Source organism: Paraburkholderia unamae (assembly GCF_003268775.1).
Taxonomy (GTDB): Bacteria; Pseudomonadota; Gammaproteobacteria; order Burkholderiales; family Burkholderiaceae; genus Paraburkholderia; species Paraburkholderia unamae.
This window is the reverse complement of the sequence record NZ_QLSU01000013.1, coordinates 54615-78368: the sequence shown is the minus strand read 5'-3', so window position 1 is coordinate 78368 and position 23754 is coordinate 54615. Positions and strand designations below refer to the sequence as shown.

The following is a 23754-nucleotide window of genomic DNA, read 5'->3' as shown; positions in this document are numbered from 1 at the left end:
GTTGCGGACACGCTTGCTGTTGCGTTCGCGCAGGCGCTTGCATTGCCCACCCAACCGGTGCATGGTTCACGAATTGCCTGCCGAAACTGGTAACTCGTAACTGGCCCACACCGGAGGTGTCGCGATGTCGCTCGTGCTTTATGGTCATCCGTTTTCTTCGTACACGCAGAAGGTGCTCATCGCGCTCTACGAGAACGACACGCCCTTCACGTTCCGCAGCATCGGGCCCGATGCGCCCGAACACGTCGCGCAGTGGCTGGCGCGCTGGCCGCTGCGCAAATTCCCGCTGCTCGTCGACGGCGAGCGCAACGTGGCGGAAACGAGCATCATCATCGAATATCTGCAACTCACGCACCCCGGCCCGGTGCGCCTCGTGCCCGCCGATCCCTTGGCTGCGCTCGATGTGCGCTTTCTCGACCGCTTCTTCGATCTGCATGTGATGACGCCCGTGCAGCAGGCGGTGGAGGGGGCGCTGAGCGGCGATCCGGCAAGGCGCGCGGAGCGCGGCGAGTACGCGGCGCAGAAGCTGGAGCTGGCCTACGCCTGGCTCGAAGGCCGTCTCGCGGGCAGAACCTGGGCGGCCGGCGAAGCCTTCACGATGGCCGATTGCGCCGCCGCGCCTTCGCTCTTTTACGCGGACTGGACGCATCGCATTGGCGAGGCGTATCCCGTGCTGCGTGCCTTTCGCGCGCGCCTGCTTGCGCGGCCTTCGTTCGCGCGAGCCGTGGAAGAAGCGCGGCCCTACCGTCCGTTGTTTCCGCTCGGGGCGCCGGATCGCGATTGACGCCGTCTGAAGTCGCATGAAGCCGCGGCCGCAGTGGAAAATCAGATGGGCGGAAGCTTGAACGAAGCGAGATTCGCCTTGACGTAGGCGATGTATTTCGCGAGATCGGCGTCGGGGCGCTGAAAACGTCTTAACACCTCTTGCTGAAGCAATTGTGCGGCGGCGGACGTGATTTCCGGGAACGGCAGCAACGGCGAGGAGCCCTTCTTGACCACGTCGCGTAGCGCGGTCATGAGCGCATAGGCGACCTTGAAGTCCTCCTGGAACCGGCCGAGGTCGGCGGCCTTCTGGTAGCTGAGCACTTCACCCGCGCTCACGATGCCCTGGATCTTCGTCGTGCGCGCGGAGTCGCCTGCCAGCTCGGCGTAGAAATACTCGACGCCATACGACTGGCCCTCCTGGTAAGCGCCGCTGCCCACTGCGGAGGACGACGCGGCGATATGCCCGGTATGCGTGAATTCGTGCAGCAGGAGCATGGCGATGCGCGTGTCGTCCCAGCCGAGCACCTCCGCGCGCAGTGTCGTGGTCGTGAAGCCCAGCGTGGTGTCGGTTTCGGCGATGCGATCGGCGAGCTTCGCTTTCGACTCCTCGTCGGCGCTCATCTGGCGCACGCTGTTGCCGAAGCTCGAATAGAAGTCGAAGAACGAATAGGCGACTTCGTAGCCGCCCGACTGCCACGTGAGCTTGACGATGCCCGAGCGGATTTTGGCGAGCACGCTCTCGCCGAGGCTGGAGTTGTGTTTCGCGAATTGATAGGCGGCGTTGCCGAATTCCTCGGTGTCGTGCAGCTTCGCGGCGGCGGGGTCGGCGTTCGAGCAGGCGAGCGCGAGCGGCGATCGGGGCGACTGCCGCATCACGCCGAAGCGGTGTCCCGCCAGTGCCGACTGCGCCGCGGTTTGCGCGTTGCGTTCCTCCTCGCGCGTGCTGCGGCGCAGTCCCGCTCGTGTTTCGAGCGCGGCGTCGCCCGCATCGCGTTGCTGGATCGTATGGCTCAGTTCGTGCGCGAGCAGTTGGCGCCCGCTTGCCGTGTGTGGCGCGTAGCGGCCCGCGCCGAACACGATGTGCTGGCCGAGCGCGTACGCCGCCGCGCCGTGCGCCCGCGCGGAGCGCGCCGCGTCTTCATCGGCATGAATGCGCACGCGGGAAAGGTCGAAGCCGAAGCGCGGCTCGAAAAAGGCGCGCGCCGTGGCGGGAAGCGGGAAGCCGGACGACTTCGGGACGGCGCGAGCGGCCTGCGGGCCTGCGTCGTGCTGGCCGTGCGCCGGCGCTTTTTGCCCGGCGCGCGCGATGGGCTCAGGCGGTGCGCGCATGCTGGCGGGAGCGGCCGACTTTGGGGCGGGCCGTTGGCTCGGTAGGGCGAACATCGCAGACCTTCGCGCAACGCTGACGAGACTTTCATCGTAGGTAACGCGCCGGCCTTTGTACAGCCAGCCCCAAGCCTTAGGCGTTCTCGCGCTCCTTGAGCCGTTTGCGGTGCGCGGCGACTTTCGCACGATTGCCGCACAGGGCCATGCTGCACCAGCGGCGCGCGTGGCCGCGCGTGTGGTCGGCGAACAGCAGCGTACAGCGCGGTCCTTCGCAGGCCTTCACATGCGTGAAGTCCTCCTCGCACACCAGTTGCGCCAACGCTTCGGCAATCGGCATCAATAGCGACTCCGGCGAGTTCCAGCGCCGCGTCACGCGGTATTCGAACGCCGATGCCTTCCCGTCTTCGCTCGCAACGAGTTCGCCATATCGGTCGTCGCGCTTGAGCAACTGGTTCAGCGGTTCGAGTTCGCGCAAGTCGGCGCCGGCGCGGGTCAGCGGGCGGCCCTTCCTGGCCTGCACGAAGCCCCGGAACCATTCGCGCAGCGCGCGCGCCTGCGCCGCCACCGTGTCGAGTTCGGCAGCGGTGAATTGCGCGCGCATCGCGGCGAGCGTTGGCGCGGACGCCATGCCCGCCTGTTCCAGCCACGAGAGCAAACCTTCGCCGTCGCCGATCCAGTCGACGGGTTCGTCCACGGGCGTGGCGATCGAGTTCAGGAAGTCGAGCCCTGGCGCGTCGGCCACGAACAGCGCGGGAGTGGGGCGGTAATCCATGTGTTGTGCCGAATAGGGATCAATGTCAGCAAAGTGTAACCATCAAGATTGGCCTTGACAAGTTACATGCGTAGTTTGTAACCTCTAAACAATGATTTAGACGGTTACTCAGTCGAAGGAGCGAAGCATGTCTCAGGACAAGACGCGGGTGGTGCTGGCGCACGGCGCATGGGCCGATGGTTCGAGCTGGCGCAAGGTGATCGAGCGGCTGGACCGCGAGGGCATCGAGGCCGTGGCGGCGCCGTTGCCGCTCACTTCGCTCGCCGACGATATGGCGGCGCTCGATCGCACGCTGGAGCGCATCGAAGGGCCGGTCGTGCTGGCCGGTCATGCCTACGCGGGCGCCGTGATCGGCGCGACACGCGCGGCGAACGTCGCGGCGCTTGTGTACGTGGCCGCGCTCGCGCTGGACGAAGGCGAAACGGTGGCCGACGTGTTCTATCGCGGGAAGACGCACGAGCAGGCGCCGCAACTCGCGCCCGACCGGCACGGCTGGATCTGGTTGCCGCACGAGGCGTTCGCGGCGGCGTTCGCGCAGCATGCCTCGCCGCAAGAAGCCGCGGTGCTCGCCGCGATTCAACGCCCGATTGCCGCGGCGTGCATCGGTGAAGCGGTGGGGCGGCCGTTGTGGCGCGATCGACCGGCGTGGTTCCTGATCGCCAACGAGGACCGCATGATCGATCCGGCTACGCAGCGCTTCATGGCAAACCGCATGCATGCGCAGATCCGCGCGCACGACGTCGATCACACGCCCGGCGTGAGCGCGCCCGATGTCGTGGCCGACCTCATTCTCGAAGCCGTTCACGCGGTTTCACCGCGCTAAGCGCGGCCCTCCCTCGCTCCCTTCATCCGTGGAGACACCCAAATGACAGCCATCGCTTACCGCCGCGCCGATGTGGACGGCTACAACGTTTTCTATCGCGAAGCCGGTCGCGCCGGTGCGCCAAAGCTGCTGCTGCTGCATGGTTTTCCGAGCGCCGGTCATATGTTTCGCGACCTCGTTCCCAGGCTGGCCGATCGCTTTCACATCGTCGCGCCGGATCTGCCGGGCTTTGGCCAGTCGGATCTGCCGGAGCGCAGCCAGTTTGCGTACACGTTCGAGAACATCGCGAACGTCATGGCGCGCTTCACGGAGCGCATCGGCTTCGACCGGTTCGCGGTGTACGTGTTCGACTATGGCGCGCCCACGGGTTTCCGGTTGGCGCTCAAGCATCCCGAGCGCATCACGGCCATCGTTTCACAGAACGGCAACGCCTACGAGGAGGGCCTGAGCGACGGCTGGAATCCGATTCGCGCGTACTGGCAGGATGCGTCGGCGGCCAATCGGGAGGCCCTGCGCGCACTGCTCACGCGCGAAACGACGATCTGGCAATACACGCACGGCGTGCCCGATGCGTCCGCCGTGTCGCCGGACGGCTATTCGCTCGACGACTACTATATGAACCGGCCCGGCGCGCAGGACATCCAGTTGGACCTCTTTCGCGACTATCGCAACAACGTCGCCCTCTATCCCGCGTTCCAGGAATATTTCCGCGTGCACCGGCCGCCGCTTCTCGCGGTTTGGGGCAAGAACGATCCCTTCTTTCTGCCTGCGGGCGCGCAGGCCTTTACGCGCGACCTGCCTGATGCGGTAGTGCGGCTCTTCGACACCGGGCACTTCGCGCTGGAAACGCACGCGAGCGAGATCGCCGACGCGATCCGCGATTTTCTCGGTTAATGGTTTGCAATGCTAATGGAATGAGGAGTGGCAACATGGCCGGCAAAGTCGCAATCGTAACGGGCGCGAGCCAGGGCATCGGCCGTGCGACCGCCGTGAGGCTCGCGCGGGATTTCGATGCCGTCGCGGTGGTGGCGCGCAACCGCGAACAACTGGAACAGACGGCGGCCGCCGTGAGGGAAGCGGGCGCGCAGGCGCTCGTGATCGAAATCGACCTTGCGCTGCCCGAGGCCGCGCCTCGCGTGGTCGAAGCGACGCTGGCCGCGTTCGGCCGCATCGACGCGCTGCTCAACATCGCGGGCGCGGTGCCGCAAATCGACTTGTTCGAAATGACCGACGAGCAATGGGAGGGCGGCCTCGCATTGAAACTGCACGGTGCGCGACGTTTGACCATCGAGGCTTGGCCCGCGCTCAAGGCAAGCGCGGGCTCGGTCGTGCTGATGTCCGGCAATTCGGCGCTGTTTCCGAAGGCGCCCTATGCGGCGGTGGGCACGATCAACGCGGCCATCGTCGCGCTCGCGAAGGCGTTTTCGGACCGGGGCATTGCCGATGGCGTGCAGGTCAACAGCGTGCTGCCAGGCCCGGTGATGACGGGCCGCCGCCAGTCGTACCTGGCGCATTGGGCCCCGCTGCACGACATGAGCGTGGAAGAAGCGACGGCGAAGTTTCCGGCCGAAGCGGGCATCGCGCGCTACGGCGCGCCCGAGGAGATCGCCGAGTTGATGGCGTTCGTCGTTTCGCCGGGCGCGCACTGGATGACCGGCACGACGCTCAGGATGGACGGCGGCGAGGTCAAGTCGATCTGATATCGATACGGTGGGCAAGGGCGTCGCGCCTCCCGCCGGGCCACTCACGCGCGCCCCCGCTTGCCCGGTGGTTTTGCCGGGTTTTCGCGCACGAGGTATCATCACGACCTCGTCGGCATAATTCAACACCCCCCCAATACGATCCGCACACCTCGCCCGGGCGCAGGTGGGCATTGGCGCGCGCGATTCCAGAACATCGCGCGCACGCCGCTGCGTCCGGCGCAGATCGACTTCTCAAGCTTGCAGGAATGGTCATGGAACGAGTGGTACCGGGGGCGTCGCCCATTGCGCGACTGTCGGGGGACGTTGCCGCGATCGCGGTTGCGATCGCATGAGCGCCGCGCTCCCCCCTCCGCGCGGCGTGCGCCGTGCAGGGCCGCTCGTCGCCCGCATCGTGGGCGCCGTGTTCGGCGGCTATGCGCTTGGCGCGCTGGCGAGCGTGGCGGCGCTCGCGTTGCCCATGAGCGCGCCGCAAGCCGTGATCACGGGCATGCTCGCGAGCTTCGTCTTCTATGCGGGCGCGGTGATCTGGATGTTTCTCGCGCGCAGCGCCCGGCGCGCCTGGGCCGGGCTGCTGCTGGTCGCGCTGCCGCTCGCGCTGGCGGCGTGGTGGGCTTCATCGGCAACGCCCGTTCATTTGATTGCGGGCGCAACGACATCCGATGCGCCGAAGGCGGCCGCCACGGGAGGAACGGTGAAATGAAGCGCCTCGACCTCAGCCGGCCACAAGGCCGCGGCGTGCGCCAGAGCATGTCGGATCTGCACACATGGGCCGGCCTGGTCGCGGGCTGGTTGCTCTATGCGATGTTCCTGACCGGCACGGTCAGCTACTTCAAGGAAGAGATTTCGCAGTGGATGCGGCCCGAGCTTGCCCATCAGGAGGTCACGCCCGACGCGGCGGCGGTCGCGCAGCGCGTGGCCGGCACGCTCGCCACGCTTGCGGCGGGTAGCCCGCAGTGGAGCATGCAACTGCCCACCGAGCGCAGCAACATCGTGAGCGCGTTCTGGCGCACGCGCGGCGCGGGGCCGGGCAAGCGCAGCTTCGAAGACGCGACGTTCGATCCCGCCACCGGCGGCAAGGTGAGCGCGCGCGCGACGCTCGGCGGCGAGTTCTTCTATCGCTTCCATTTCCAGTTCTACTACATGCCGGTGATGTGGGGGCGCTGGATCGCGGGCCTGTGCGCGATGTTCATGCTCGTGGCGATCATCAGCGGCGTGATCACGCACAAGAAGATCTTCGTCGACTTCTTCACGTTCCGCTGGGGCAAGGGCCAGCGCTCCTGGCTCGACGCGCATAACGCGCTTTCGGTGTTCGGCCTGCCGTTTCACCTCATGATCACGTATACAGGCCTCGTCACGTTGATGACGATGTACATGCCATGGGGCGCGCAAACCGCGCTGAAAACGCCCGCGCAGCGCGAGGCGCTCGTCACGCAGTTGAGCGCGTACCTTCAGCCCGGCAAGGCTGCGGGCGTGCAAGCGCCGCTCGCGCCCATCGATGCGATGGTGCGCGAGGCGCAATCGCGCTGGGGCCGCGACAACGTGCTGCGCGTGACGGTCACGAACCCCGGCGACGCGAGCGCGCGCGTGGCGGTCTCGCGCGGCGAGGCGGCGCGTGTGTCGATGAGCCCGCAATACCTGCTGTTCGACGGCGTGAGCGGCAAGCTGCTCGACGTGAAAGACAGCGTGGGCGGCGCGGCCGAAACGCGCGGCGTGCTGTACGCGTTGCACATGGGCCGCTTCAGCGACCTGCAACTGCGCTGGCTGTATTTCATCGTCAGTCTCGCGGGCACGGCGATGGTCGGCACCGGCCTCGTGATGTGGACCGTGAAGCGGCGCCAGAAACTGCCCGACCCCGAGCGCCCGTATTTCGGCTTTCGCCTGGTCGAGCGGCTCAATATCGCGAGCATTGCGGGGCTTTCCATTGCGATGACGGGTTATTTGTGGGCCAACCGTCTGCTGCCGGTCACGCTCGCGCATCGCGCCGACGCGGAAATCAACGCGTTTTTCGCGATCTGGGCGGCCACCTTGCTTTACGCGCTCGTGCGTCCCGCGAAGCGCGCGTGGATCGAATTGCTCTGGCTTGCCGCCGCGTTGCTGGCGTTGCTGCCGGTGCTGAACGCATTGACCACGCAGCGGCCGCTCTGGTTCAGCGTTGCCAATGGCGACTGGGTTTATGCGGGCTTCGATCTGATGATGTGGGCGCTGGCGGCGCTGCACGCCATACTCGCGGTGCGCACGGCGCGGCACCGGCCGCGCGTGAAGGCGCCCGGCAGTCGCCGCGCGGTTGCACTGGCGCAACGGGAGGACGCGTGATGGCGCTCGCTGCCCTGTTGCTATGCGTGCCCGCGTTCGCGTGCCTCGCGCTCGCCATGGAGCGTCATCAGCAAACGCTGTTCGACGCCCCGCTTTCCGCGGCGGCGACACGCGCGCTACGCGGCTTCGGCTGGTGCGGCTTGCTGGCCGCCTTGTGGCTGGCGGTGAGCGCAAAGGGGTGGGCGCTCGGTCTGGTCTGGTACAGCGGCTGCACGAGCCTGGCCGCCGGCATCGTCTATGGACTCCTGATCATGTGCGCGCGGCGCTTCCCCGCGGGGTGAAGTACGGCAGGCGGCGCTGCCGCTAAAGCAAGGGCACACCGGCCGCCGCCTTCGGCGCGTGCCGCGTGCGCAGCCACGTGAAAAGCTCGTGGGCGGGCATGGCCTTCGCGAAGAACCAGCCTTGCCCGTATTGCACGTCTTTGTCGATGAGCCACGCGACCTGTGAGGCAGACTCCACGCCTTCAGCAACGACCTCCAGACCCAGCTCGTGCGCCATCGCGATGATATGCGGCGCGACGACGCTGGACGCCGTGTCCTGCGCGATCGTGTCGACGAATGACTTGTCGATCTTCAGCACGTCGATGCGGAAGCTTTGCAGATACGAAAGGCTCGAATAGCCGGTGCCGAAGTCGTCGATATACACCGGGTGCCCGGCTGCCCGGAACGACGCGATAATGCCGCGCGTCGCGTCCGCATGCATGAAGCTGCGCTCGGTGGCTTCGATGCGCACTTGCGAGGGCGCGATGCCCGTGCCTTTGAGGGCGGCGGTGAGCTTGTTGAGAAAGCGGTCGCTGCGCAAGTCCTCGCTGCTCAAGTTGATCGAGACATAAAACGCCGGGTTCGAATGCAGCCAGCCGCCCAGTTGCGCCAGGGTCTTTTCGAGGACGAGATCGGTGAGCGGCTGGATCAGGCGATTTTCTTCGGCGACGGTCACGAAGACTTCCGGTGATATGACGCGCCCGTTCAGGGTCCAGCGCACCAGCGCCTCGACGCCGGTGCACTCGTTGTCGGCAAGCCGGACGATGGGCTGAAAGGCCACGTCGATCTTTTTTCGTGCAATGGCCCATTCGAGCGTGGCGGGAAAAGAGAGTTGCCGCGAAATGCGTTTGAACATCAGCCAGCCCACGGCCGCGCCGCTGATCACACCGATAGACAGCCACATAAAGAGCAGCTTCGGCCAGTTGTTCACGAGACTGCTGCGCGGAGATTTGACCACGACACCGAGGGGGCGCGTGGCGGAGCGGGCCACCGCGTAGTGCCACTGGTCGCTCTGCACCTTGCCGCCCTGTTTCCAGGCATTGAGCATTTCGTCGGGGTCGGTGCCTGGCGACACGGCGATCACGGTGTTCGTGTCGATGTTCAGCACGCCAATGGGGCGCCTTGCCGGGTCGATCAGGTCGACGTAGGAGCCGGGATCGATCGACACGTAGTGTCCGTTGCGGCCGATCTGCACATCCTCGCGAATATCGCTCAGCGGATTCCTTTGATGGAACCACACGAAGTAGCCGTCGTTGCTGCGGAAGTCCGGCGGCGGCAGCGTGAGGTCTTGCGAGCGCACGTCGCCAAGCAGCGGTGAGCAGAGGTATTGGCCGTTGCCGTAATTGCCGGCGTCCTGTACGTAGCGGTAGTTGAAAATGACCCGCGCCGCCTCCGCCAGGTTGCCTGGCGAGCAGGCCGCGCCCGGCGCGCGTTCCAGATCGGCCAACGCGCCAAACGCCTGGTACGTGACGAGGTCCGCGCGCATGACCGCCTTCCCCGCGAACTCGCGCAGCTCGGCCTCGTCGCGACGCTCGGCGTCTTCGTCGGCGACATAGATGCTGGTCAGCACGGGCGCGATCGTCGCGAGACAGCCCAACGCGATCGAGGCCGAAACGAGGGTGAGTCTGGTAATCATCTCGCGAACCCGAAGGCGTGTGACGTCGACGGAGGCACCACATGACACCGCGCTCGCGCAAGGTGAGTCGGGTGTCCGACTCGCAGTATAGGCCTCCTGAAAGCGCTGCCCGCGACGAACGGGGAAAACGCCAGGTGAGGCGCGGCGCGCGCGGGCATTTGCAAACGTATGAGCGCGGCGAGCGGTAGGACCATAGTCCGATAGCCATCGTTGCGAGCACCGCCCATGATTGAATGGACAACGTCGCAGACACCCTCGCGGACAGCCGCCGGTTGGGCGCTTGCCCGGCCTCATGCGGTTGCCCGGCGGCGCGTGTCGTTTCCCAACTTCCCGTCGACAGCCGCAGGCAGGATCGGCGTGCACGAGCATGCGGACAAGGAGTTGATATGGATGCCTATATAAATAGACGCACCGGCGCATTGTGCGCCGCCGCCTTGCTGTTCGCCACCGTCGTGCAGGCAACGCCGATAGCGTATCCCGCAAAGGGACAAAGCGCGCAGCAACAGCATTCGGACGAATCGGCGTGTTACTCGTGGGCGAAGAACAACACCGGCATCGACCCGGCGAAGGTCGCATCGACGCCGCCGCCGCCTTCGGGGCCGGCCGTGGGCGGTGGCGAGCGCGTGCAGGGTGCGGCGCGCGGCGCGGCGGGCGGCGCCGTGATCGGCGCGATTACGGGCGATGCGGGCAAGGGCGCGGCAGTCGGCGCGGCGGCCGGAACGATGGTGGGCGGCTCGCGGGCGCGGCAGAACCGGCGCGCGAACCAGGCCAACAGCCAGGCTCAGACGCAGGGGGCGATGGACACGTTCAACCGCGCGTTCTCCGCATGCATGGAAGGTCGCGGCTACACCATCAAATAGCGCCGGGCGTAAGACCAAGGTCCGATTTGTCCCGTGCGGCCCGTCTGACACCATGATGCCGTAAGGTAAGCAGCGCGGCTCACGCCGACGTCGTTGGATGAGTGTGAAACGTTTCGTAGTACGTGACGTTTGACCCGCTTGCAAGCGTGCCGGGTCCGGGCCTGGAAAATCAACGGAGGACGATAATGAAGCGACGGATTTTTGTGCTTACGACGGCCGCGGCGGCGGGGCTGACCGCCGCGGGTTGCAGCATGACCACGGGCAGCGGCAAGAGCAGCGAGACCGACGCGTCCAAACGCCAGGAGATCGACGCGGCGGTGGACGGCACGTTGAAGCGACTGTTCGGCATGGTCGGCGGTTCGCAGGAACTGGTTTCCAAGGCGCAAGGCGTGCTTGTGTTTCCGTCCGTGGTGAAAGCGGCCTTCATTGCCGGCGCGGCATATGGGGAAGGCGCGCTGCGCGTGGGCGGCGCGACCGTCGGCTACTACAGCACGGCGGCGGCGTCGTTCGGTTTTCAGGCCGGCGCGCAGTCCACCGCAGTGATCTTCCTCTTCATGACTCAGGACTCGCTGAACAATTTCCGCAGTTCCGCGGGCTGGTCGGTTGGCGGCGACGTCGCCGTCTCGATCGTGAAGGTCGGGGCGAACGGCTCGATCGACACGAGAACGGCGACCGCGCCGGTCGAAGTGATCGTGATGACCAATACCGGCCTGATGGCGGACGCCTCGCTCGCCGGCACGAAGGTCACGAAGCTCAACCTGTGAAGCGTGGCCTGTGAAGCGCAACCGCGGCATCGCCCGATGCCGCGCCATGCGACGCCCGGGCGCGCATCGCGCGGCCGCTGCGCACCTGCGAGGCGTCGATGTCTGAATGGAGAGCGTGATGTCGTACGTCAAGTGGGTAGTTTCAGCAGCGATTCTCGCCGCGGCGCAACTCGCCGTGGCCCAGGGGCAGACCACCGCGAATGTGACGCATGAGCCGGGCAAGGCCACTGTGTCCGGCATGCACAAGGTCACGGCCACCATCGACAAGATCGATGCCGACACACGCACCGTCACGCTCAAGCGGCATGACGGCAAGCTGGTCGAAGTGCAGCTCGGACCCGAGGTCCGGAACTTCGATCAACTGAAAGTTGGCGACGTTGTGAACATGACCTACAAGGAGGCGCTCACGCTGAGCCTGAAGAAGGGCGGCGGGGGCGAGACATCGATGCAGGAGACCCCGTCGATGGAGCGCGCGGCAAGCGGCGCGAAACCCGGCGGTACGGTGGGGCGCGAGGTGAAGGTCACGGCGAACGTCGTGGCCGTCAATCAGAAAACGAAAACCGTCACCTTGCAAGGCCCCGAGGGCGGGAAAATGGACCTGAAGGTCGAGGATCCCGAGCAGCTTGCAAACGTACAGGTTGGCGATCAGGTCGAGGCCGTGTATACGGAAGCGTTCGCCGTATCCGTCAAACCCGCACAGCACAAGTAGCCGCGCATGGGGGGCGTTTGCGACGCGCATCGGGCACGCCGGTCTTCGCGTACCGCGAAGCCGGTCTGCCTGTTTTCATCGGTAACGGGACGCACAGCCAATGAACAACGTGACGCGATCCGTGGCGGTCGTCGACGACGAAGTATCGGTCGGTCGAGCGATCCAGCGCCTCCTGCGATCGGTCGGCATCGATTCGGAGGTGTTCACGAGCGGCGAGGCGTTTCTCGATGCCCTGGCGGCCACGCCGCCTTACGCGCCCGCCTGCGTCGTGCTCGACATCCAGATGCCTGGTCTGAACGGTCTCGAGGTGCAGCACCGCCTGGGCGGCAGCGGCTTGCCGTGCATCGTGATCACGGCCCACGACGACGCGCGCGTGCGCTCGCAGGCGCAGGCGGCGGGCGCGGTGGCGTATCTGCGCAAGCCGTTCGACGACTCCGCGCTTATCGGCGCCGTGCACGGGGTTCTTGGCGTGCCGCCCGTACCGTGAACCTTCGCTGTTGCCCGAACCTGAATGCGAACGCGAAGACAAACGCGAATGCACGCCTATGCGCCGGCGCGAAGGCGTGTGCAAGCGAATGGATCGGACCAAAGTCCGATTGTTCGCCGCAACACGCGTGGTCATACTGGGTTTCAGTGCAGGTTCAAGCGATGTGAGTCCCGCCCATGGATGCCATTCGCCCAGGCTTCGATGTACACGCCGCGGCTTCGCCGCCGCGGTGTGACGGCGCCCTCTCATGCGCCGCCGTGGAGGTGCCGCAATGAAGCGCCCGGAACTGCTCGTGTGCCACGACTGCGACCTCATGCAGCGCGGCGCATCGTGCCCGCCCGGCGGCGTGCTGCGTTGCCTGCGCTGCGGCGCCGAACTGGAACGCGATCTCCCGGAAAGCCTTGCGCGTGCGCTCGCCTTCGCGCTCGGCGCGCTCGTGCTGTTCATGATCTCCAATCTCTATCCGATCGTCGGGCTCGCGGTCAACGGCAATGTCGTGCGCACGACGCTCTGGCATTCGGTCGAGATCCTCTATCTCGACGGCATGTGGCCCATCGCGGCGCTCGTGTTCGCCACCACGATCTTCATGCCGGCCATGCAGATCGTGTGCCTGCTCGCGCTCCTCGTGCCGCTCGCGACGAACCGCAAGCCGTGGCCCGCACCGCTGCTGTTTCGCACCATGTACGCCGCGCGCCCCTGGGGCATGACCGAGGTGCTGATACTCGGGCTGCTGGTCGCGCTGGTGAAGCTGTCGCATATTGCGACGGTCGTGCCGGGCGTGGCGCTGTGGTCGTTCGGCGCGCTCATGCTGGTGCTCGCCGGTGCGAGTGCGGCGTTCGACGCGCGGCAGTTCTGGTCGCGCGTAGCCGGTGAGCCGCTGCTCGCGGGTGCGCCCGAGCTACCTGAGGAGTCCGGATCACTTCGCGCGCGCCGAAGCGGCCACGCGGGCGCGCTCACCGGCGCCGCATGCGGTATCGCGCGCTGTCACGCGTGCGGGCTGCTCGCGCGCATGCCTGCGGCCGCGCATGCGGTGACGTGTCCGCGCTGCGGCAGCGCGATGCATCTGCGCAAGGTCGCAAGCCTCTCGCGCACCTGGGCGTTCCTTGCAGCCGCGGTTGTGCTGTACGTGCCCGCCAACGTGCTGCCGGTCATGGACACGAGTTCGCTGTTCGGCTCGCAGAAGGACACGATCATGAGCGGCGTTGTGTACCTGTGGGTGTCCGGGTCGTGGCCGCTCGCGCTGCTCGTGTTCATCGCGAGCGTGGCGGTGCCCATGGTCAAGATCCTCGGGCTGTCGTACCTGGCCTGGACGACGCAGCGCCGCTGGAAATGGCTGCCCGAGCAACGCACCCGCATCTACCGGCTCATCGAGCTGGTCGGGCGCTGGTCGATGCTCGACATTTATGTGATCACGATGCTCGTCGCGCTCGTGCAGTTCAATGCGCTCGCGACCATCAAGGCGGGTCCCGCCGCGATTGCGTTCGGCGCCGTGGTGATCCTCACGATGTTCGCCGCGAACATGTTCGATCCGCGTCTCATCTGGGACGCCCTGGAGCACGAAGATGGCTGATCCGGGTAACGACAGCGGCTTGCCGCAACTGCCGGAGGCGAAGCCCGTGCCGGGTTCGCGCTGGCGCATGCAGATCGTCTGGCTCGTGCCGATCGTCGCGGTGCTGATCGGCGGCTGGCTCGCGGCGAAGGCGGTGCTGGAGGAAGGGCCGACCGTGACCATCAGCTTCAAGACCGGCGACGGCCTCGAAGCCGGCAAGACGAAGATCAAGTACAAGGACGTCGATATCGGCGTGGTGAAGTCGGTGACGCTCTCGCCCGACCACAAGCGCGTGATCGCGACGGGCGAACTCGTGAAGGACGCGTCGAGCATGCTGGTCGACAATACGCGCTTCTGGGTGGTGCGCCCGCGCATTTCCGGCGGCACCGTTTCGGGCCTGAGCACGCTGCTTTCCGGGTCCTATGTGGGCATGGACGAAGGCAACTCGAACAAGGGGCGGCGCGACTTCGTGGGCCTCGAAGTGCCGCCTGTATTCCCGAGCGACATTCCGGGGCGCGAGTTCGTGCTCAAGAGCATGAACATGGGCTCGCTCGACGTTGGCTCGCCGGTGTTCTTCCGCCGCCTGCGAGTGGGCCAGATCGCGTCGTACGATCTGGACCCGGACGGCAAGGGCGTGACGCTCCACGTGTTCGTGAACGCGCCCTACGATCAGTTCGTGCGCAGCGACACGCGCTTCTGGCACGCGAGCGGCCTTGACGTCTCGCTCAGCCCCGACGGCGTGCAGATCAATACGCAGTCGGTGGTTTCCTTGCTGATTGGCGGCGTGGCGTTCGAAACGCCCGACAGCGACACCGAGGTGGCCGAGGCCGACGCCAACACGAAGTTCGAGCTGTACGCCACGCGCGCCGACTCCCTGAAGGAGCACGACCGCATTGTCGACACCTACGTCGTGACTTTCTTCGATTCGGTGCGCGGCCTGACCGTGGGCGCGCCGGTCGATTTCCGCGGCGTCGTGGTGGGCGAAGTGACGAAGATCTACACGCGCTTCGATCCGGTGAAGAAACAGTTCAGCATTCCTGTGGAAATCAACCTGTATCCCGAGCGCTTCACGTCGCGGTATCAACGGGAGCCCAACGGCAAGCCGCCGGGCCGCATCAGCGCCACGCCGCACGAGCTTGCCGATTTCCTCGTGGCCAACGGCTTCCGGTTCCAGTTGCGCTCGGGCAATCCGCTGACGGGCCAGCTCTATGTCGCGTTCGATATTTTCCCGGACGCGCCCAAGGCCAAGGTCGACTGGGCGAGAACGCCGCCCGAATTGCCCACGGTGCCGCGCACGTTGCAGTCGTTGCAGGAGTCGCTCACGCGTCTGCTCGCCAAGCTCAACGGCATTCCGTTCGATGCGATCGGCAAGAGCGCGCAACGTACGCTGGAGGGCGCAAACGACGTGATGTCGCGGCTTGGCAACGACGTCGTGCCGCAGGCGCACGACACGCTGTCGGCCGCGCAGTCGGCGCTCGACTCCGCCAACGACGCGCTCAAGCCAGACTCGGAGCTTCAGCAGAACACGAGCGATGCGATGAAGGAACTGGCGCGCACGGCGGCGTCCGTGCGCATACTCGCCGATTATCTGGAGCGCCATCCAGAAGCCGTGGTACAGGGCAAACCGGGAGGCAAGCAGTGAGCCGGATCGTGATAACGCGCAGAGGTTGCTTCGTGGCGATGGCGCTCGCGTGCGCCGTCGCGGGACTCGCCGGGTGTTCGTCGCCGTCGCCCACGTTCTATGCGCTGCGCGCGGACGACGCGGCGGCTGCGGTGCAGCCGGCGGCGACCGGCGTCACGATGGACGTCGTGGTCGGCCCCGTGACCGTGCCCGAGATGGTCGACCGGCCGCAGATCGTCACGCGCAATGCCGACAACACGATCCAGATGAACGAGTTCGCGCGCTGGGCCGCGCCGCTGAAGTCGGACATCGGCCGCGTCATTGCCGCGGACCTCGCGCAGCGTCTTGGCACGGCGCGCGTTTCGACGGTCGATCTCGGCGTGGCCACGCCGCCCGTGTGGCGCGTGCGCGTGGATATCGTGCGCTTTGACAGTTTGCCGGGCGACTCGGTGACCATCGAAGCGCAGTGGGCCGTGCGCCCGCCGGGTCATCGCGCGTCGGCGCTCGGGCGCACCGTGGCACACGAGAGCGTGGCGAGCCACGATTACGGCGCGCTCGTCGACGCGCACGACCGCGCGCTCGCCGCCATCAGCGCCGATATTGCCGCCGCCATTCAGGCGGATCGGGCGGCGGTGACCGGCGCGACGAACTGAGGCGTCGCGCCTCAACGATCGAACCAGCGATACTGGAGCGCGACCGTGACGATCTGATAATCGCCGGCCGCGCGCGTGATGAATCCGCGCGAATACGCGAGCTTCGCGGACCAGCCATGCCCGAGCGGCATCGCGAGCGTGAGCCCGCCGCGCGCGTTGCCCTGGCTCGGGCCGCGCGCGCCGTCGTTCACCGAAGTCGCGCCGCCTGACGCGTAGCCGATATCGAAAGCGAGCCAGAGTCCCGGCCGGAAGCTGTAGCCGCCATGCAGTTGCGTAATCGCGAGCGGCGCCTGGCTCCTGTTTTGACCGTTGAAAAAGTCCGTGTTGCTGGTGAATAACCAGACGCCGAGCGAGGCCTCGAAGAACCAGTTGCCCCACGGTTGCGACACGCCGATTTCGGGCTTGAACGCCCAGCGGTTGTTGCCCACGTTCACAAGCCGCGTCGGGATGTACTGGCCGGTGGGGGCCTGGACCGTGAGGCTCGCGCCGAGCGAAGTGACAGCCGGCGCTTGCGCGAACGCCTCGGGGGACAGCGCGGGATTGCCGATCAGATTCAGCGCGAAGCGTAACTGCATGTCGCCGAGTCCCGCGCGATGCACCTCGGTCGGCGCGCCGATGACGAGTCCGCTCAGGTCGCCGCTCATGAACGGCACGGCAAGGCCCAGCGACGCCGTACGCCCGGCCAGCGCGAACGTGTGCACGTAGCCGAGCACGAAGTTGTTGATGCGCGCGTTGACGCCGCTGACTGGCAGCGAAGGGTCGGTGAGCACGTCGCCGCTCAGGTGCGCATAACCCGCAAGGAGAAAGTTCGTGCCGATGGGGGAGGGCGAGTAGGTGCGCGGCTCGAGTTCCTGCGCATGCGGCGCGCCCGCGTGCAGGAGCAGCACGGCGAAGGCGCAGAGCCACTGCGCGCAGAGGGCGCGCAGCGAGCGCCGGCGCGCCTTGCCCGTGTTCGCGTCCGGTTCCGGTTGCCGCCCGGCGAAGGCGGCGTTCCCTTCACCTTGCTTGCCGATGCCATGAAAACCCGTGCGCCGCTGTGGGCGTGGCTCGCGCTGATCGTCGTGCTGGTCGCGAGCGGCCGCGATGCGTGGAGCAACGTGCCGGTCAACGAAGAGACGCCGCACAGGTTGTTCGGCATCCTTACGTTCGTGATCGCGCCCGCGGCGGGCGACACCGGCGATGTCTCGCAAGGAGGAGTCGCGGCGGATTCGATCAAGGCGCGCATCGTCGATGCGTGGTTCGCGCGTCTGCGCACCGACCCGGCCGTGGCGATCGCCGTGCCCGGCGGCGCGGCGGGCCTCGAAGCGAAGCTGCGCGACGACGCCACGCGCGAGCGTCTGTTCCGGCGCGGCGTTGCTCGCCTCGCGCCGCAAGACCGGCTGGTGTACTTCATGCTGCTCACCAAATACATCGGCCAGGCGGCGGCCGGCGGTTGCCACGGCGCGACGAGCATGCAGGACATCGTCGATCGCATTTCGGTCGACAGCATGAGCGATGCCGACGCCGCCGAATACTTTGCGGTGCTTTACCGCATCGTGATCCGTTCCGTGCTCGCCGCGCCGCTCACGCTGCCCGCGTCCGCGACATTCGAGAGCGCGTTGCGTCATCTGGACGAGGCGGTCGATGCCGAGCTTGCGGGCGACGCTCAAGCGGTGGCGCGCATGGAGGGCATCACGCGTGGCGCGCCAGGCGCGACGATGGCCGACTTCTGCTGGGCGAGCGCGCTCCTCATGCATGTGGTGGCCGCGATGAGCGGCCCGGACCGCGACGCCTTGCTGCTCTACATGCTGGACGTGGACGACGCCGTGCCGGCGCGGCCAGCCCGCACGCGTTGACGCCGGCCGCGCGCGCGGCCGTGCTCACCGTCAAGGCGAGGACTTCGACCATCCGGGCCCCGGATCGAAGGACGACATGGCTTCGGCCTTCGCCGCGCCTTCCGGGCCCAGGTCGCGCTCGTAGACCTGGCCGTCATGGCTCACCATGAAGCTCTTGATGCCCGTGTCGCCATAGCGCACCGGCCAGGCGAGCACGCCGAAGCCGCCGAACAGCTTGCCGCGCACCATATAGTCGAACGCGCCGCCCGGCGCATGCGGGCCTTGCTTCGTCAGCAGCTTGTAGTGGTAGCCGTGGTAGCCCGCGTTTTCCGTGTTGCGCGCGCCGGCCGTGGCGAACGCGACGCCGAGCGGGCTGGGCGCGTCGTCGGGGCCGGTCGGCCAGTACAGGCCGTCCTGCTTGCCCGGCGAGCTGGCGAGCTTGCTTGCGTAGACGAGCATGGGGTTGCCATCGTGATGCTCCTGCGCATAGTCGCGTTGCGCGTCGTAGATCGCGAGCATGGTCTGCATCACGGCGAGCTCGTTGCGCCCGATGCGGCGCACGCGCATTTCCTCGACGCCCGCAGGCGTGTCGAAATGCCAGCCCTGCGCGGTCTTGACGAGCGGGATCGGGAAGGTCCAGCCGTCGTCGCCCACGGCGATCACCGCGCGGTTTTCGCCGCTTGGCTGGACGGCGTGGGACACATGCCATTCGCTCAGGAACTGCTGCCGGATATCGGCGTCCACGGGCGGCACGAGCTGGCGGAAGTCCGCGCCCAGCAGACTGCGCAACTCGGGCTCGTCGTTGCCCGCGACGGCGTTGCCGAACGCGTTCATCGCCGCGTCCGGAGACGGGAAACTGCTCTGCGCGGCGGCCGCGCACGGCCGGGGCGCCATCATGGCGAGCACGAGCGCGATCGCCGCCGTGAGCGCCGCCGATGCAACCGGATGAAAATGCAAACGTCGTCTCATGGCTGTTCTCCCTAGCGCCTGCCGCCGCCGCGTCCGCCGCCGCCGCCGCCGCCGCCGCGCATGCCGCCGCCACCGCCGCTCGGACGATTGAACCCGGACGACTGCACGCTGGAGCGCCCGCGGCTCGCGTCGCGCTGAGTGGCCGCACCGCTGCCGACGCCCTGGAAGGCGCTGTCGCGCCCGCCGCCGCCGCCGTACCCGCCACCGCCGCCGCCGCCATATCCGCCGCCCGCGCCGGTGCTCACGCGATTGCCTGCCGCGCCGTTGTTCCCTACGTTCGCGCGATTGCTTGCACCCGCGTTGTTGCCCACGTTCGCGCGATTGCCTGCACCCGCATTGTTGCCCACGTTCGCGCGGTTGCCTGCACCCGCATTGTTGCCTGCGTTCGCGCGGTTGCCCGCGCCCGCGTTGTTGCCCACGCCGTTGCCCGCGTTCCCGCGATTGCCGCCCACGCCGCCGTTGTTGCCGATGTCCGCGCGATTGCCGACGCTCGCGTTATTGCCCACGCCGCCCCGGTTGTTGCCGAGGCCGCCCTGGTTGCCGCGGTCTCCGCCGCCGAGGCCCTGGCCGCCGCCCACACCGTTGCCCCGGTTGCCCCCGCGGTCGGCGACATTGGCGCCGCCCTGGCCGTTGTTGCGGCCGCGATAGTCGCGGCGCGAGTCGGCGCCCGGCGTGTTGTTGCCGAATTTTTCGCGCGTGGCGTTGTCGCGGTACGCCACGCCCTGGCGGTGGCTCGAGTCGTGTTTCCACTTGCCGCCTTCGACCTTGGAGCGGTCGAAGTTGCGATCGACGTTCCTCACCTTGTTGACGTCGATGTTGACGTCGCCGCCACCCCAGTTGCAGTTGCCGAAGATGGCGCCCGCCGCCGCGAGACCGACGCCCCAGGCGAAGCCCGTCATCAGCGCGCCGCCCGGATAGTACGCGGGCGAAGGCGGCCAGTAGTACGGCGGGTAGGCCGGGTAGCTCCACGCGCCATAGACGACCGTGGGGTTGTACGCGGGCACGTAAATGACCTCGGGATTCGCGGGCTCGATCTTCACGATGGTCTGGCCGCCTTGCGCGGGCGGTTGCTCGACCACGACCTTTTGCTGCTCGTTCGACTTGAGGTTGCCCGAATCCTGCGCGCGGGTGCGCAAGCGCTGCACGGCCGCGAGCACGTCTTTTTCCTGCGCGAGGAACGCGTCGCCCAGTTTCTGCGTCCAGTCGAGCTTGTCGTTCATCGGCTCCAGCACCTGCGGAAACGCGACGAGCGACTTCACGCTCGCGTCCCAGGTCTGGTCCTGCACCGCCTTCACGGCGTCATCGCCCTTGACCTTGGGGTGCTCCTTGACCCAGCGCGCCGCGTGCACGATTTCCAGCGGGTAGGTCGAGGCCATGAGCACCTGTGCCAGCACCGAGTCGGGATAGAGCGCAATGGGCGCGACGAGCGCCTCCAACTCCTCGGGTTTGTACGGAGCGGGTTGCGCCGCATCTTGCGAGCGCACCACTTGAGCGCCTGTAAACAGCAACGCGAGCACGAGCAGGCACACCCGGTACATGCGTTGTTTGATCCATGGATTCATGGTCGTTCCTTCCATTCGTTCGCTCAGCCTGGTTGCGAGACGCATAGCGACAACGTGAAGGGGCGAGCGCGTGCGCGCGCACTGCGTTGCGAGCTTGCCGCCCGGCCGGACGCGTTGCTGGCGCGCCTGCGCGAGGCGGGAAAGCCCAAGCATATGGTCTGGTTAGCGCCGCCTGGCTGGCAATCGGACCAGAGTCCTATTGACACTCGTGCGACACCGGAGAGACAACTGGAAGACGCGTGAACGAAGCCCGCGCGAACCTGCTCGCGCTGGCATGATGAGTAGGATACCTTGTCATTTGCGTCGTCCAATCGTGCGTCAGGCAGGCCAAGTCGAACCCGGGAGACCACTATGAAGATTCGTGTGACTACGCCATGCATGATTGCGCTCGTGCTTTGCATGCCGTTGTGCGCACCCGCGGCATTTGCGCAAGCGGGCACGCCAGGCATGAAGCAGATGCGCGACGTGCAGCGCAAGGCGGAGCAGAAGGCGCGCACCAAGCAATCGAACAACAACACGGCCTCGCAACATCACAAGGCGAGCGAGGCGGCTGCGACCGCGCCGGCAGCCCAGGCCGCGCCCGCATCGGCGCCTTGAAACGCGCGCGGCGTCGCGGGTTCGTATTTTCCCGAGTATCGGTTGCGCGCGAAACGTGGCCGATATTGCATAACTATTTAAATGGTTTGAATTCCGGGTTCATGCGGATCGGTTAATTTCATAAAAATATAATCGTCATATTAGTTCGGGCGAGCGATATTCACGTTCGCAAATATCCTGCTCAAGCCGTTGCTATTGGCGAGGCGTGTGCACAATCATGTAAACAGCACACGCGATTGTTGCGCCGGCGAGGCGGAAAAAATTATCGAATTTAATTCCCGTTGATTCATTTAACGGGAAATTCTTTCATATAATTTCAACGCGGAGTGAGCGCGCAGGAAGAACGGAATACAAGTGCCTGCGCGCCAACATGGATTGCAGACATCTGTTTTTTTGTTGGCTCCGCCAAACGTCCGATTGCAAATGATAGTCAGTATCGGGGCGCAACCTGGTCCCACACGTGGCCGAAATTCTCGTGCTCGTCTAATCCGCCCCGTTCGGCGCTTGAGCGTTCGAAACGACTTCAGGCCGGAGCGTGGCAGCGTATTCGGAGGACACCGTGATCAGGGCAGACATGGGGAACGACAATCTCGAGCGCGAGAGACCGCCGGCGGCGCAAGCCGCGATGAACCCGCCGGCGTGGATCGACAGCCTCACCGCACACGATTCCCGGCACGCGCAGACCTTGACCTCGCCGCAGCCCGGTCGGGCGTGGGGCCATGCGGCGCAAGGCGCCCTGCAAAGTCTGCATAGCATTCTCGAAGTGATGCCGGCAGTGGCGCTGGTGCTCGACCGCACGGGCCATATCGCCTGGGCGAACGGGCGGGCGACGCGCCTGCTCGGCTACGCGCTGGGCGAGTTGATCGGCATGCCGGTCGAGGCCGTGCTCGCGCCTTCGCGCTGGGACGAGCGCCCGCTCTCCTTCGCCGCGCTCAACACCGCCGAGGGCCTGCCGCATAGCGTTACGCGCGTGGCCGTCGCGCGGGCGAAGAACGGCGCGTGCGTCGAGGCGCACGTGAGCGCTTCGGCTTCGCTCGCGATCGGGCCCGCCGCGCGCATCGTGGTCGTGATCGAACCCGACACCGAAGCCGATGCGAGCGCGCTCGCGGCCGAGCCCGGCAACGAGTCGCGCCGGCTGCACCGGGAGCGAGCCTCGGAAATCGGCGACATGGCGGCGGCGCTCGCGCATGAAGTCGACCAGCCGCTCACGGCCATTCTCAGCAATGCGCAGGCCGCGCAACGCTTTCTCGCGCAGAACCCGCCCGCCATCGGCGACTTGCGCGAACTGCTTGGCGAGGTCGTGGACGATAGCGCGCGCGCCCACGCGATCATCCGGCGCATGCGCCAGTCCGCGAAATGCGAACCGGCCGAAACGAGCCCGGTTGACGTAGGCAGCCTCGTGCGCGACGTGATTCGCCTCCTGCGCCGCGAAACCCAGGCGTGCGGCGCGGCGGTGGCGGCGCGCATCGACGACGGTCTGCCGCAGCCGCGCGGCGATGTCGTTCAGCTTCAGCAGGTGCTCGTGAATCTGCTGCGCAATGCGCTCGACGCCGTGCACGAATGCCGCGTGCAGGACCGCCGGGTTTGCATCGTCGTGAACGCGGGCGTGGACCGCGACAAGGTGTGCATCGCCGTTCGCGACCACGGGCCGGGCGTGGAAGCCGAGCGGTTCGTGACGCTCTTCAAGCCGTTCGTGACCTCCAAGCCGCAGGGCCTCGGCCTCGGCCTCTCGATCAGCCGCACCATCGTCATGGCGCACGGCGGCCAGTTGTGGGCCGAGCGCAACGCCGATCGCGGGCTGACCTTCCACATCGAACTTCCAGCGGAGAGCGCGGCCGTGCAAACCCGTACGCGCTTGTCAAAATGAGCGAGCCCACTCCCATCGTCTTCGTCGTGGACGACGACGAGCACGTCCGCAACGCCCTGTGCCGCCTGCTGCGATCGAACGGCTACACCACGCAGGCCTACGCCAGCGCGAGCGCCTTCATTCAAAGCGCGGATCTCCAGAACGCGCCTGCCTGCCTGCTGCTCGATCTCCAGTTGCCCGACCTGAGCGGGATCGAGTTGCAACGGCGCCTGGGCGGCGTCGTGCCCATCGTGTTCATTTCTGCGCACGGCGAATTGAACACGGCGGTGCAGGCGATGAAGGCGGGCGCGACGGATTTCCTGACCAAGCCGATCGACGCGCTCGTGCTGTTCGAGGCCACCGAGCGCGCGCTCGCACTGGCGCGGCGGCTGTTCGGGGAGCGCGAGCAGCGCGCCGAGATCCAGCGCCGCGTCGACAAGCTGACCCCGCGCGAGCGCGAGGTCATGGCATTGGTCGTCACGGGCCGGCCGAACAAGCTCGTGGCCGACGCGCTGGGTGCGGCGGAAAAGACCATCAAGATTCATCGGGCGCGCGTGATGGAAAAGATGAAAGCGAACTCGCTCGCCGATCTCGTGCGTCTCGTGAGCGCTTCGGCGCTGGACACGGACGAGGCGCTCGCCGTGCAGCCCTCGCGTACGCACGCCGAGCATCGGCCGGTTGCGCACACCGGTTGACGACATCCACCTACGCCTGCCACGGGAAAC

General features: G+C 66.7%; 24 protein-coding genes. 18 read left to right on the top strand and 6 right to left on the bottom strand.

Features of this window, described 5'->3' with window-relative positions; genetic code table 11:
• Nucleotides 1-124 precede the first annotated feature (124 nt).
• Nucleotides 125-784 (top strand): glutathione S-transferase family protein, encoded by a 660-nt coding sequence (locus tag C7401_RS21910; protein ID WP_112173498.1) that lies wholly within the window; start codon nucleotides 125-127, stop codon nucleotides 782-784.
• Nucleotides 785-825: 41 nt separating this feature from the next.
• On the opposite strand, the gene C7401_RS21905 is transcribed toward C7401_RS21910, so the two are convergent.
• Together C7401_RS21905 and C7401_RS21900 are read right to left on the bottom strand one after the other, a co-directional pair.
• The gene (locus tag C7401_RS21905; protein ID WP_258397183.1) at nucleotides 826-2094 is read right to left on the bottom strand and encodes an eCIS core domain-containing protein; all 1269 of its coding nucleotides are present in this window, start codon (nucleotides 2092-2094) and stop codon (nucleotides 826-828) included.
• Nucleotides 2095-2224: 130 nt separating this feature from the next.
• On the bottom strand, nucleotides 2225-2863 hold the full coding sequence (locus C7401_RS21900) for a CGNR zinc finger domain-containing protein (RefSeq protein WP_112173496.1): 639 nt from the start codon (nucleotides 2861-2863) through the stop codon (nucleotides 2225-2227).
• A 127-nt stretch (nucleotides 2864-2990) separates the two neighbouring features.
• Between C7401_RS21900 and C7401_RS21895 the strand changes: the two genes are divergently transcribed.
• From C7401_RS21895 to C7401_RS21870, 6 genes are all read left to right on the top strand, one after another.
• The gene (locus tag C7401_RS21895; RefSeq protein ID WP_112173495.1) at nucleotides 2991-3686 is read left to right on the top strand and encodes an alpha/beta hydrolase; all 696 of its coding nucleotides are present in this window, start codon (nucleotides 2991-2993) and stop codon (nucleotides 3684-3686) included.
• Between the two features lie 42 nt (nucleotides 3687-3728).
• The gene (locus tag C7401_RS21890; protein WP_112173494.1) at nucleotides 3729-4580 is read left to right on the top strand and encodes an alpha/beta fold hydrolase; all 852 of its coding nucleotides are present in this window, start codon (nucleotides 3729-3731) and stop codon (nucleotides 4578-4580) included.
• 35 nt (nucleotides 4581-4615) lie between these two features.
• Nucleotides 4616-5386, top strand: a complete 771-nt coding sequence (locus C7401_RS21885) for an SDR family oxidoreductase (RefSeq protein ID WP_112173493.1) — start codon at nucleotides 4616-4618, stop codon at nucleotides 5384-5386.
• 331 nt (nucleotides 5387-5717) lie between these two features.
• Entirely contained in the window at nucleotides 5718-6089 is a 372-nt protein-coding gene (locus tag C7401_RS21880) for a DUF3649 domain-containing protein (protein WP_112173492.1), read from the top strand.
• Nucleotides 6086-7702, top strand: a complete 1617-nt coding sequence (locus C7401_RS21875; RefSeq protein ID WP_220092833.1) for a PepSY-associated TM helix domain-containing protein — start codon at nucleotides 6086-6088, stop codon at nucleotides 7700-7702. Before C7401_RS21880 ends, C7401_RS21875 begins: the two co-directional genes overlap by 4 nt.
• Nucleotides 7702-7983, top strand: coding sequence for a DUF3325 domain-containing protein (locus tag C7401_RS21870; protein ID WP_112173491.1), 282 nt, complete (start codon nucleotides 7702-7704; stop codon nucleotides 7981-7983). The genes C7401_RS21875 and C7401_RS21870 overlap by 1 nt, the downstream gene beginning before the upstream one ends.
• A 22-nt stretch (nucleotides 7984-8005) precedes the next feature.
• Here C7401_RS21870 and C7401_RS21865 read toward each other — a convergent pair whose 3' ends face one another.
• Nucleotides 8006-9598 carry an EAL domain-containing protein gene (locus C7401_RS21865; RefSeq protein WP_112173490.1) on the bottom strand — a complete coding sequence of 531 codons (1593 nt, stop codon included), beginning with the start codon at nucleotides 9596-9598 and terminating at the stop codon, nucleotides 8006-8008.
• 386 nt (nucleotides 9599-9984) lie between these two features.
• On the opposite strand from C7401_RS21865, the gene C7401_RS21860 reads away from it, so the two are divergent.
• The 7 genes from C7401_RS21860 (at nucleotide 9985) to C7401_RS21830 (ending at nucleotide 16241) form a co-directional block, all read left to right on the top strand.
• Entirely contained in the window at nucleotides 9985-10458 is a 474-nt protein-coding gene (locus tag C7401_RS21860; protein ID WP_112173489.1) for a glycine zipper family protein, read from the top strand.
• A gap of 185 nt (nucleotides 10459-10643) precedes the next feature.
• Entirely contained in the window at nucleotides 10644-11222 is a 579-nt protein-coding gene (locus C7401_RS21855; protein WP_112173488.1) for a BPSL1445 family SYLF domain-containing lipoprotein, read from the top strand.
• A 118-nt stretch (nucleotides 11223-11340) separates the two neighbouring features.
• The gene (locus C7401_RS21850; protein WP_112173487.1) at nucleotides 11341-11931 is read left to right on the top strand and encodes a DUF1344 domain-containing protein; all 591 of its coding nucleotides are present in this window, start codon (nucleotides 11341-11343) and stop codon (nucleotides 11929-11931) included.
• Between the two features lie 100 nt (nucleotides 11932-12031).
• Complete coding sequence (locus tag C7401_RS21845; protein WP_112173486.1) at nucleotides 12032-12418, top strand: response regulator transcription factor; 387 nt, start codon at nucleotides 12032-12034, stop codon at nucleotides 12416-12418.
• Between the two features lie 271 nt (nucleotides 12419-12689).
• A complete protein-coding gene (locus tag C7401_RS21840; RefSeq protein WP_112173485.1) occupies nucleotides 12690-13988 on the top strand; it encodes a paraquat-inducible protein A in 1299 nt (432 codons plus the stop codon).
• Nucleotides 13981-15609 carry a PqiB family protein gene (locus tag C7401_RS21835; protein WP_112173484.1) on the top strand — a complete coding sequence of 543 codons (1629 nt, stop codon included), beginning with the start codon at nucleotides 13981-13983 and terminating at the stop codon, nucleotides 15607-15609. The genes C7401_RS21840 and C7401_RS21835 overlap by 8 nt, the downstream gene beginning before the upstream one ends.
• Before the next feature lie 8 nt (nucleotides 15610-15617).
• Nucleotides 15618-16241 (top strand): PqiC family protein, encoded by a 624-nt coding sequence (locus C7401_RS21830; protein ID WP_224044686.1) that lies wholly within the window; start codon nucleotides 15618-15620, stop codon nucleotides 16239-16241.
• An 11-nt stretch (nucleotides 16242-16252) separates the two neighbouring features.
• Here the strand turns inward: C7401_RS21830 and C7401_RS45045 are convergent, their stop codons facing one another.
• Nucleotides 16253-17128 carry a transporter gene (locus C7401_RS45045; RefSeq protein WP_244314971.1) on the bottom strand — a complete coding sequence of 292 codons (876 nt, stop codon included), beginning with the start codon at nucleotides 17126-17128 and terminating at the stop codon, nucleotides 16253-16255.
• A 129-nt stretch (nucleotides 17129-17257) separates the two neighbouring features.
• On the opposite strand from C7401_RS45045, the gene C7401_RS45040 reads away from it, so the two are divergent.
• Nucleotides 17258-18076, top strand: a complete 819-nt coding sequence (locus C7401_RS45040) for a hypothetical protein (RefSeq protein WP_181565652.1) — start codon at nucleotides 17258-17260, stop codon at nucleotides 18074-18076.
• Between the two features lie 30 nt (nucleotides 18077-18106).
• Here C7401_RS45040 and C7401_RS21815 read toward each other — a convergent pair whose 3' ends face one another.
• Both C7401_RS21815 and C7401_RS21810 read right to left on the bottom strand, forming a co-directional pair.
• A complete protein-coding gene (locus C7401_RS21815; protein WP_112173480.1) occupies nucleotides 18107-19024 on the bottom strand; it encodes a DUF2950 domain-containing protein in 918 nt (305 codons plus the stop codon).
• An 11-nt stretch (nucleotides 19025-19035) separates the two neighbouring features.
• A complete protein-coding gene (locus tag C7401_RS21810) occupies nucleotides 19036-20586 on the bottom strand; it encodes a DUF3300 domain-containing protein (protein WP_112173632.1) in 1551 nt (516 codons plus the stop codon).
• A 351-nt stretch (nucleotides 20587-20937) separates the two neighbouring features.
• Here C7401_RS21810 and C7401_RS21805 point away from each other — a divergent pair, with 351 nt between their 5' ends.
• The 3 genes from C7401_RS21805 (at nucleotide 20938) to C7401_RS21795 (ending at nucleotide 23724) form a co-directional block, all read left to right on the top strand.
• Nucleotides 20938-21183 carry a hypothetical protein gene (locus C7401_RS21805; RefSeq protein ID WP_133254586.1) on the top strand — a complete coding sequence of 82 codons (246 nt, stop codon included), beginning with the start codon at nucleotides 20938-20940 and terminating at the stop codon, nucleotides 21181-21183.
• Between the two features lie 559 nt (nucleotides 21184-21742).
• Nucleotides 21743-23050 (top strand): two-component system sensor histidine kinase NtrB, encoded by a 1308-nt coding sequence (locus C7401_RS21800; protein ID WP_146757968.1) that lies wholly within the window; start codon nucleotides 21743-21745, stop codon nucleotides 23048-23050.
• Nucleotides 23047-23724 (top strand): response regulator transcription factor, encoded by a 678-nt coding sequence (locus C7401_RS21795; protein WP_112173477.1) that lies wholly within the window; start codon nucleotides 23047-23049, stop codon nucleotides 23722-23724. Before C7401_RS21800 ends, C7401_RS21795 begins: the two co-directional genes overlap by 4 nt.
• Nucleotides 23725-23754: the final 30 nt, after the last annotated feature.

Bases quoted from the DNA above. Each gene is read 5' to 3' on its own strand.
- C7401_RS21855 (WP_112173488.1), top strand. From the start codon at position 10,644: ATGAAGCGACGGATTTTTGTGCTTACGACGGCCGCGGCGGCGGGGCTG.
- C7401_RS21865 (WP_112173490.1), bottom strand. From the start codon at position 9,598: ATGATTACCAGACTCACCCTCGTTTCGGCCTCGATCGCGTTGGGCTGT.
- C7401_RS21880 (WP_112173492.1), top strand. From the start codon at position 5,718: ATGAGCGCCGCGCTCCCCCCTCCGCGCGGCGTGCGCCGTGCAGGGCCG.
- C7401_RS21900 (WP_112173496.1), bottom strand. From the start codon at position 2,863: ATGGATTACCGCCCCACTCCCGCGCTGTTCGTGGCCGACGCGCCAGGG.
- C7401_RS21870 (WP_112173491.1), top strand. From the start codon at position 7,702: ATGGCGCTCGCTGCCCTGTTGCTATGCGTGCCCGCGTTCGCGTGCCTC.
- C7401_RS21815 (WP_112173480.1), bottom strand. From the start codon at position 19,024: ATGAGACGACGTTTGCATTTTCATCCGGTTGCATCGGCGGCGCTCACG.
- C7401_RS21795 (WP_112173477.1), top strand. From the start codon at position 23,047: ATGAGCGAGCCCACTCCCATCGTCTTCGTCGTGGACGACGACGAGCAC.
- C7401_RS21885 (WP_112173493.1), top strand. From the start codon at position 4,616: ATGGCCGGCAAAGTCGCAATCGTAACGGGCGCGAGCCAGGGCATCGGC.
- C7401_RS21805 (WP_133254586.1), top strand. From the start codon at position 20,938: ATGAAGATTCGTGTGACTACGCCATGCATGATTGCGCTCGTGCTTTGC.
- C7401_RS21845 (WP_112173486.1), top strand. From the start codon at position 12,032: ATGAACAACGTGACGCGATCCGTGGCGGTCGTCGACGACGAAGTATCG.
- C7401_RS21875 (WP_220092833.1), top strand. From the start codon at position 6,086: ATGAAGCGCCTCGACCTCAGCCGGCCACAAGGCCGCGGCGTGCGCCAG.
- C7401_RS21910 (WP_112173498.1), top strand. From the start codon at position 125: ATGTCGCTCGTGCTTTATGGTCATCCGTTTTCTTCGTACACGCAGAAG.
- C7401_RS21835 (WP_112173484.1), top strand. From the start codon at position 13,981: ATGGCTGATCCGGGTAACGACAGCGGCTTGCCGCAACTGCCGGAGGCG.
- C7401_RS21905 (WP_258397183.1), bottom strand. From the start codon at position 2,094: ATGCGCGCACCGCCTGAGCCCATCGCGCGCGCCGGGCAAAAAGCGCCG.
- C7401_RS21810 (WP_112173632.1), bottom strand. From the start codon at position 20,586: ATGAATCCATGGATCAAACAACGCATGTACCGGGTGTGCCTGCTCGTG.
- C7401_RS45040 (WP_181565652.1), top strand. From the start codon at position 17,258: ATGAAAACCCGTGCGCCGCTGTGGGCGTGGCTCGCGCTGATCGTCGTG.
- C7401_RS21850 (WP_112173487.1), top strand. From the start codon at position 11,341: ATGTCGTACGTCAAGTGGGTAGTTTCAGCAGCGATTCTCGCCGCGGCG.
- C7401_RS21895 (WP_112173495.1), top strand. From the start codon at position 2,991: ATGTCTCAGGACAAGACGCGGGTGGTGCTGGCGCACGGCGCATGGGCC.
- C7401_RS21890 (WP_112173494.1), top strand. From the start codon at position 3,729: ATGACAGCCATCGCTTACCGCCGCGCCGATGTGGACGGCTACAACGTT.
- C7401_RS21840 (WP_112173485.1), top strand. From the start codon at position 12,690: ATGAAGCGCCCGGAACTGCTCGTGTGCCACGACTGCGACCTCATGCAG.
- C7401_RS21860 (WP_112173489.1), top strand. From the start codon at position 9,985: ATGGATGCCTATATAAATAGACGCACCGGCGCATTGTGCGCCGCCGCC.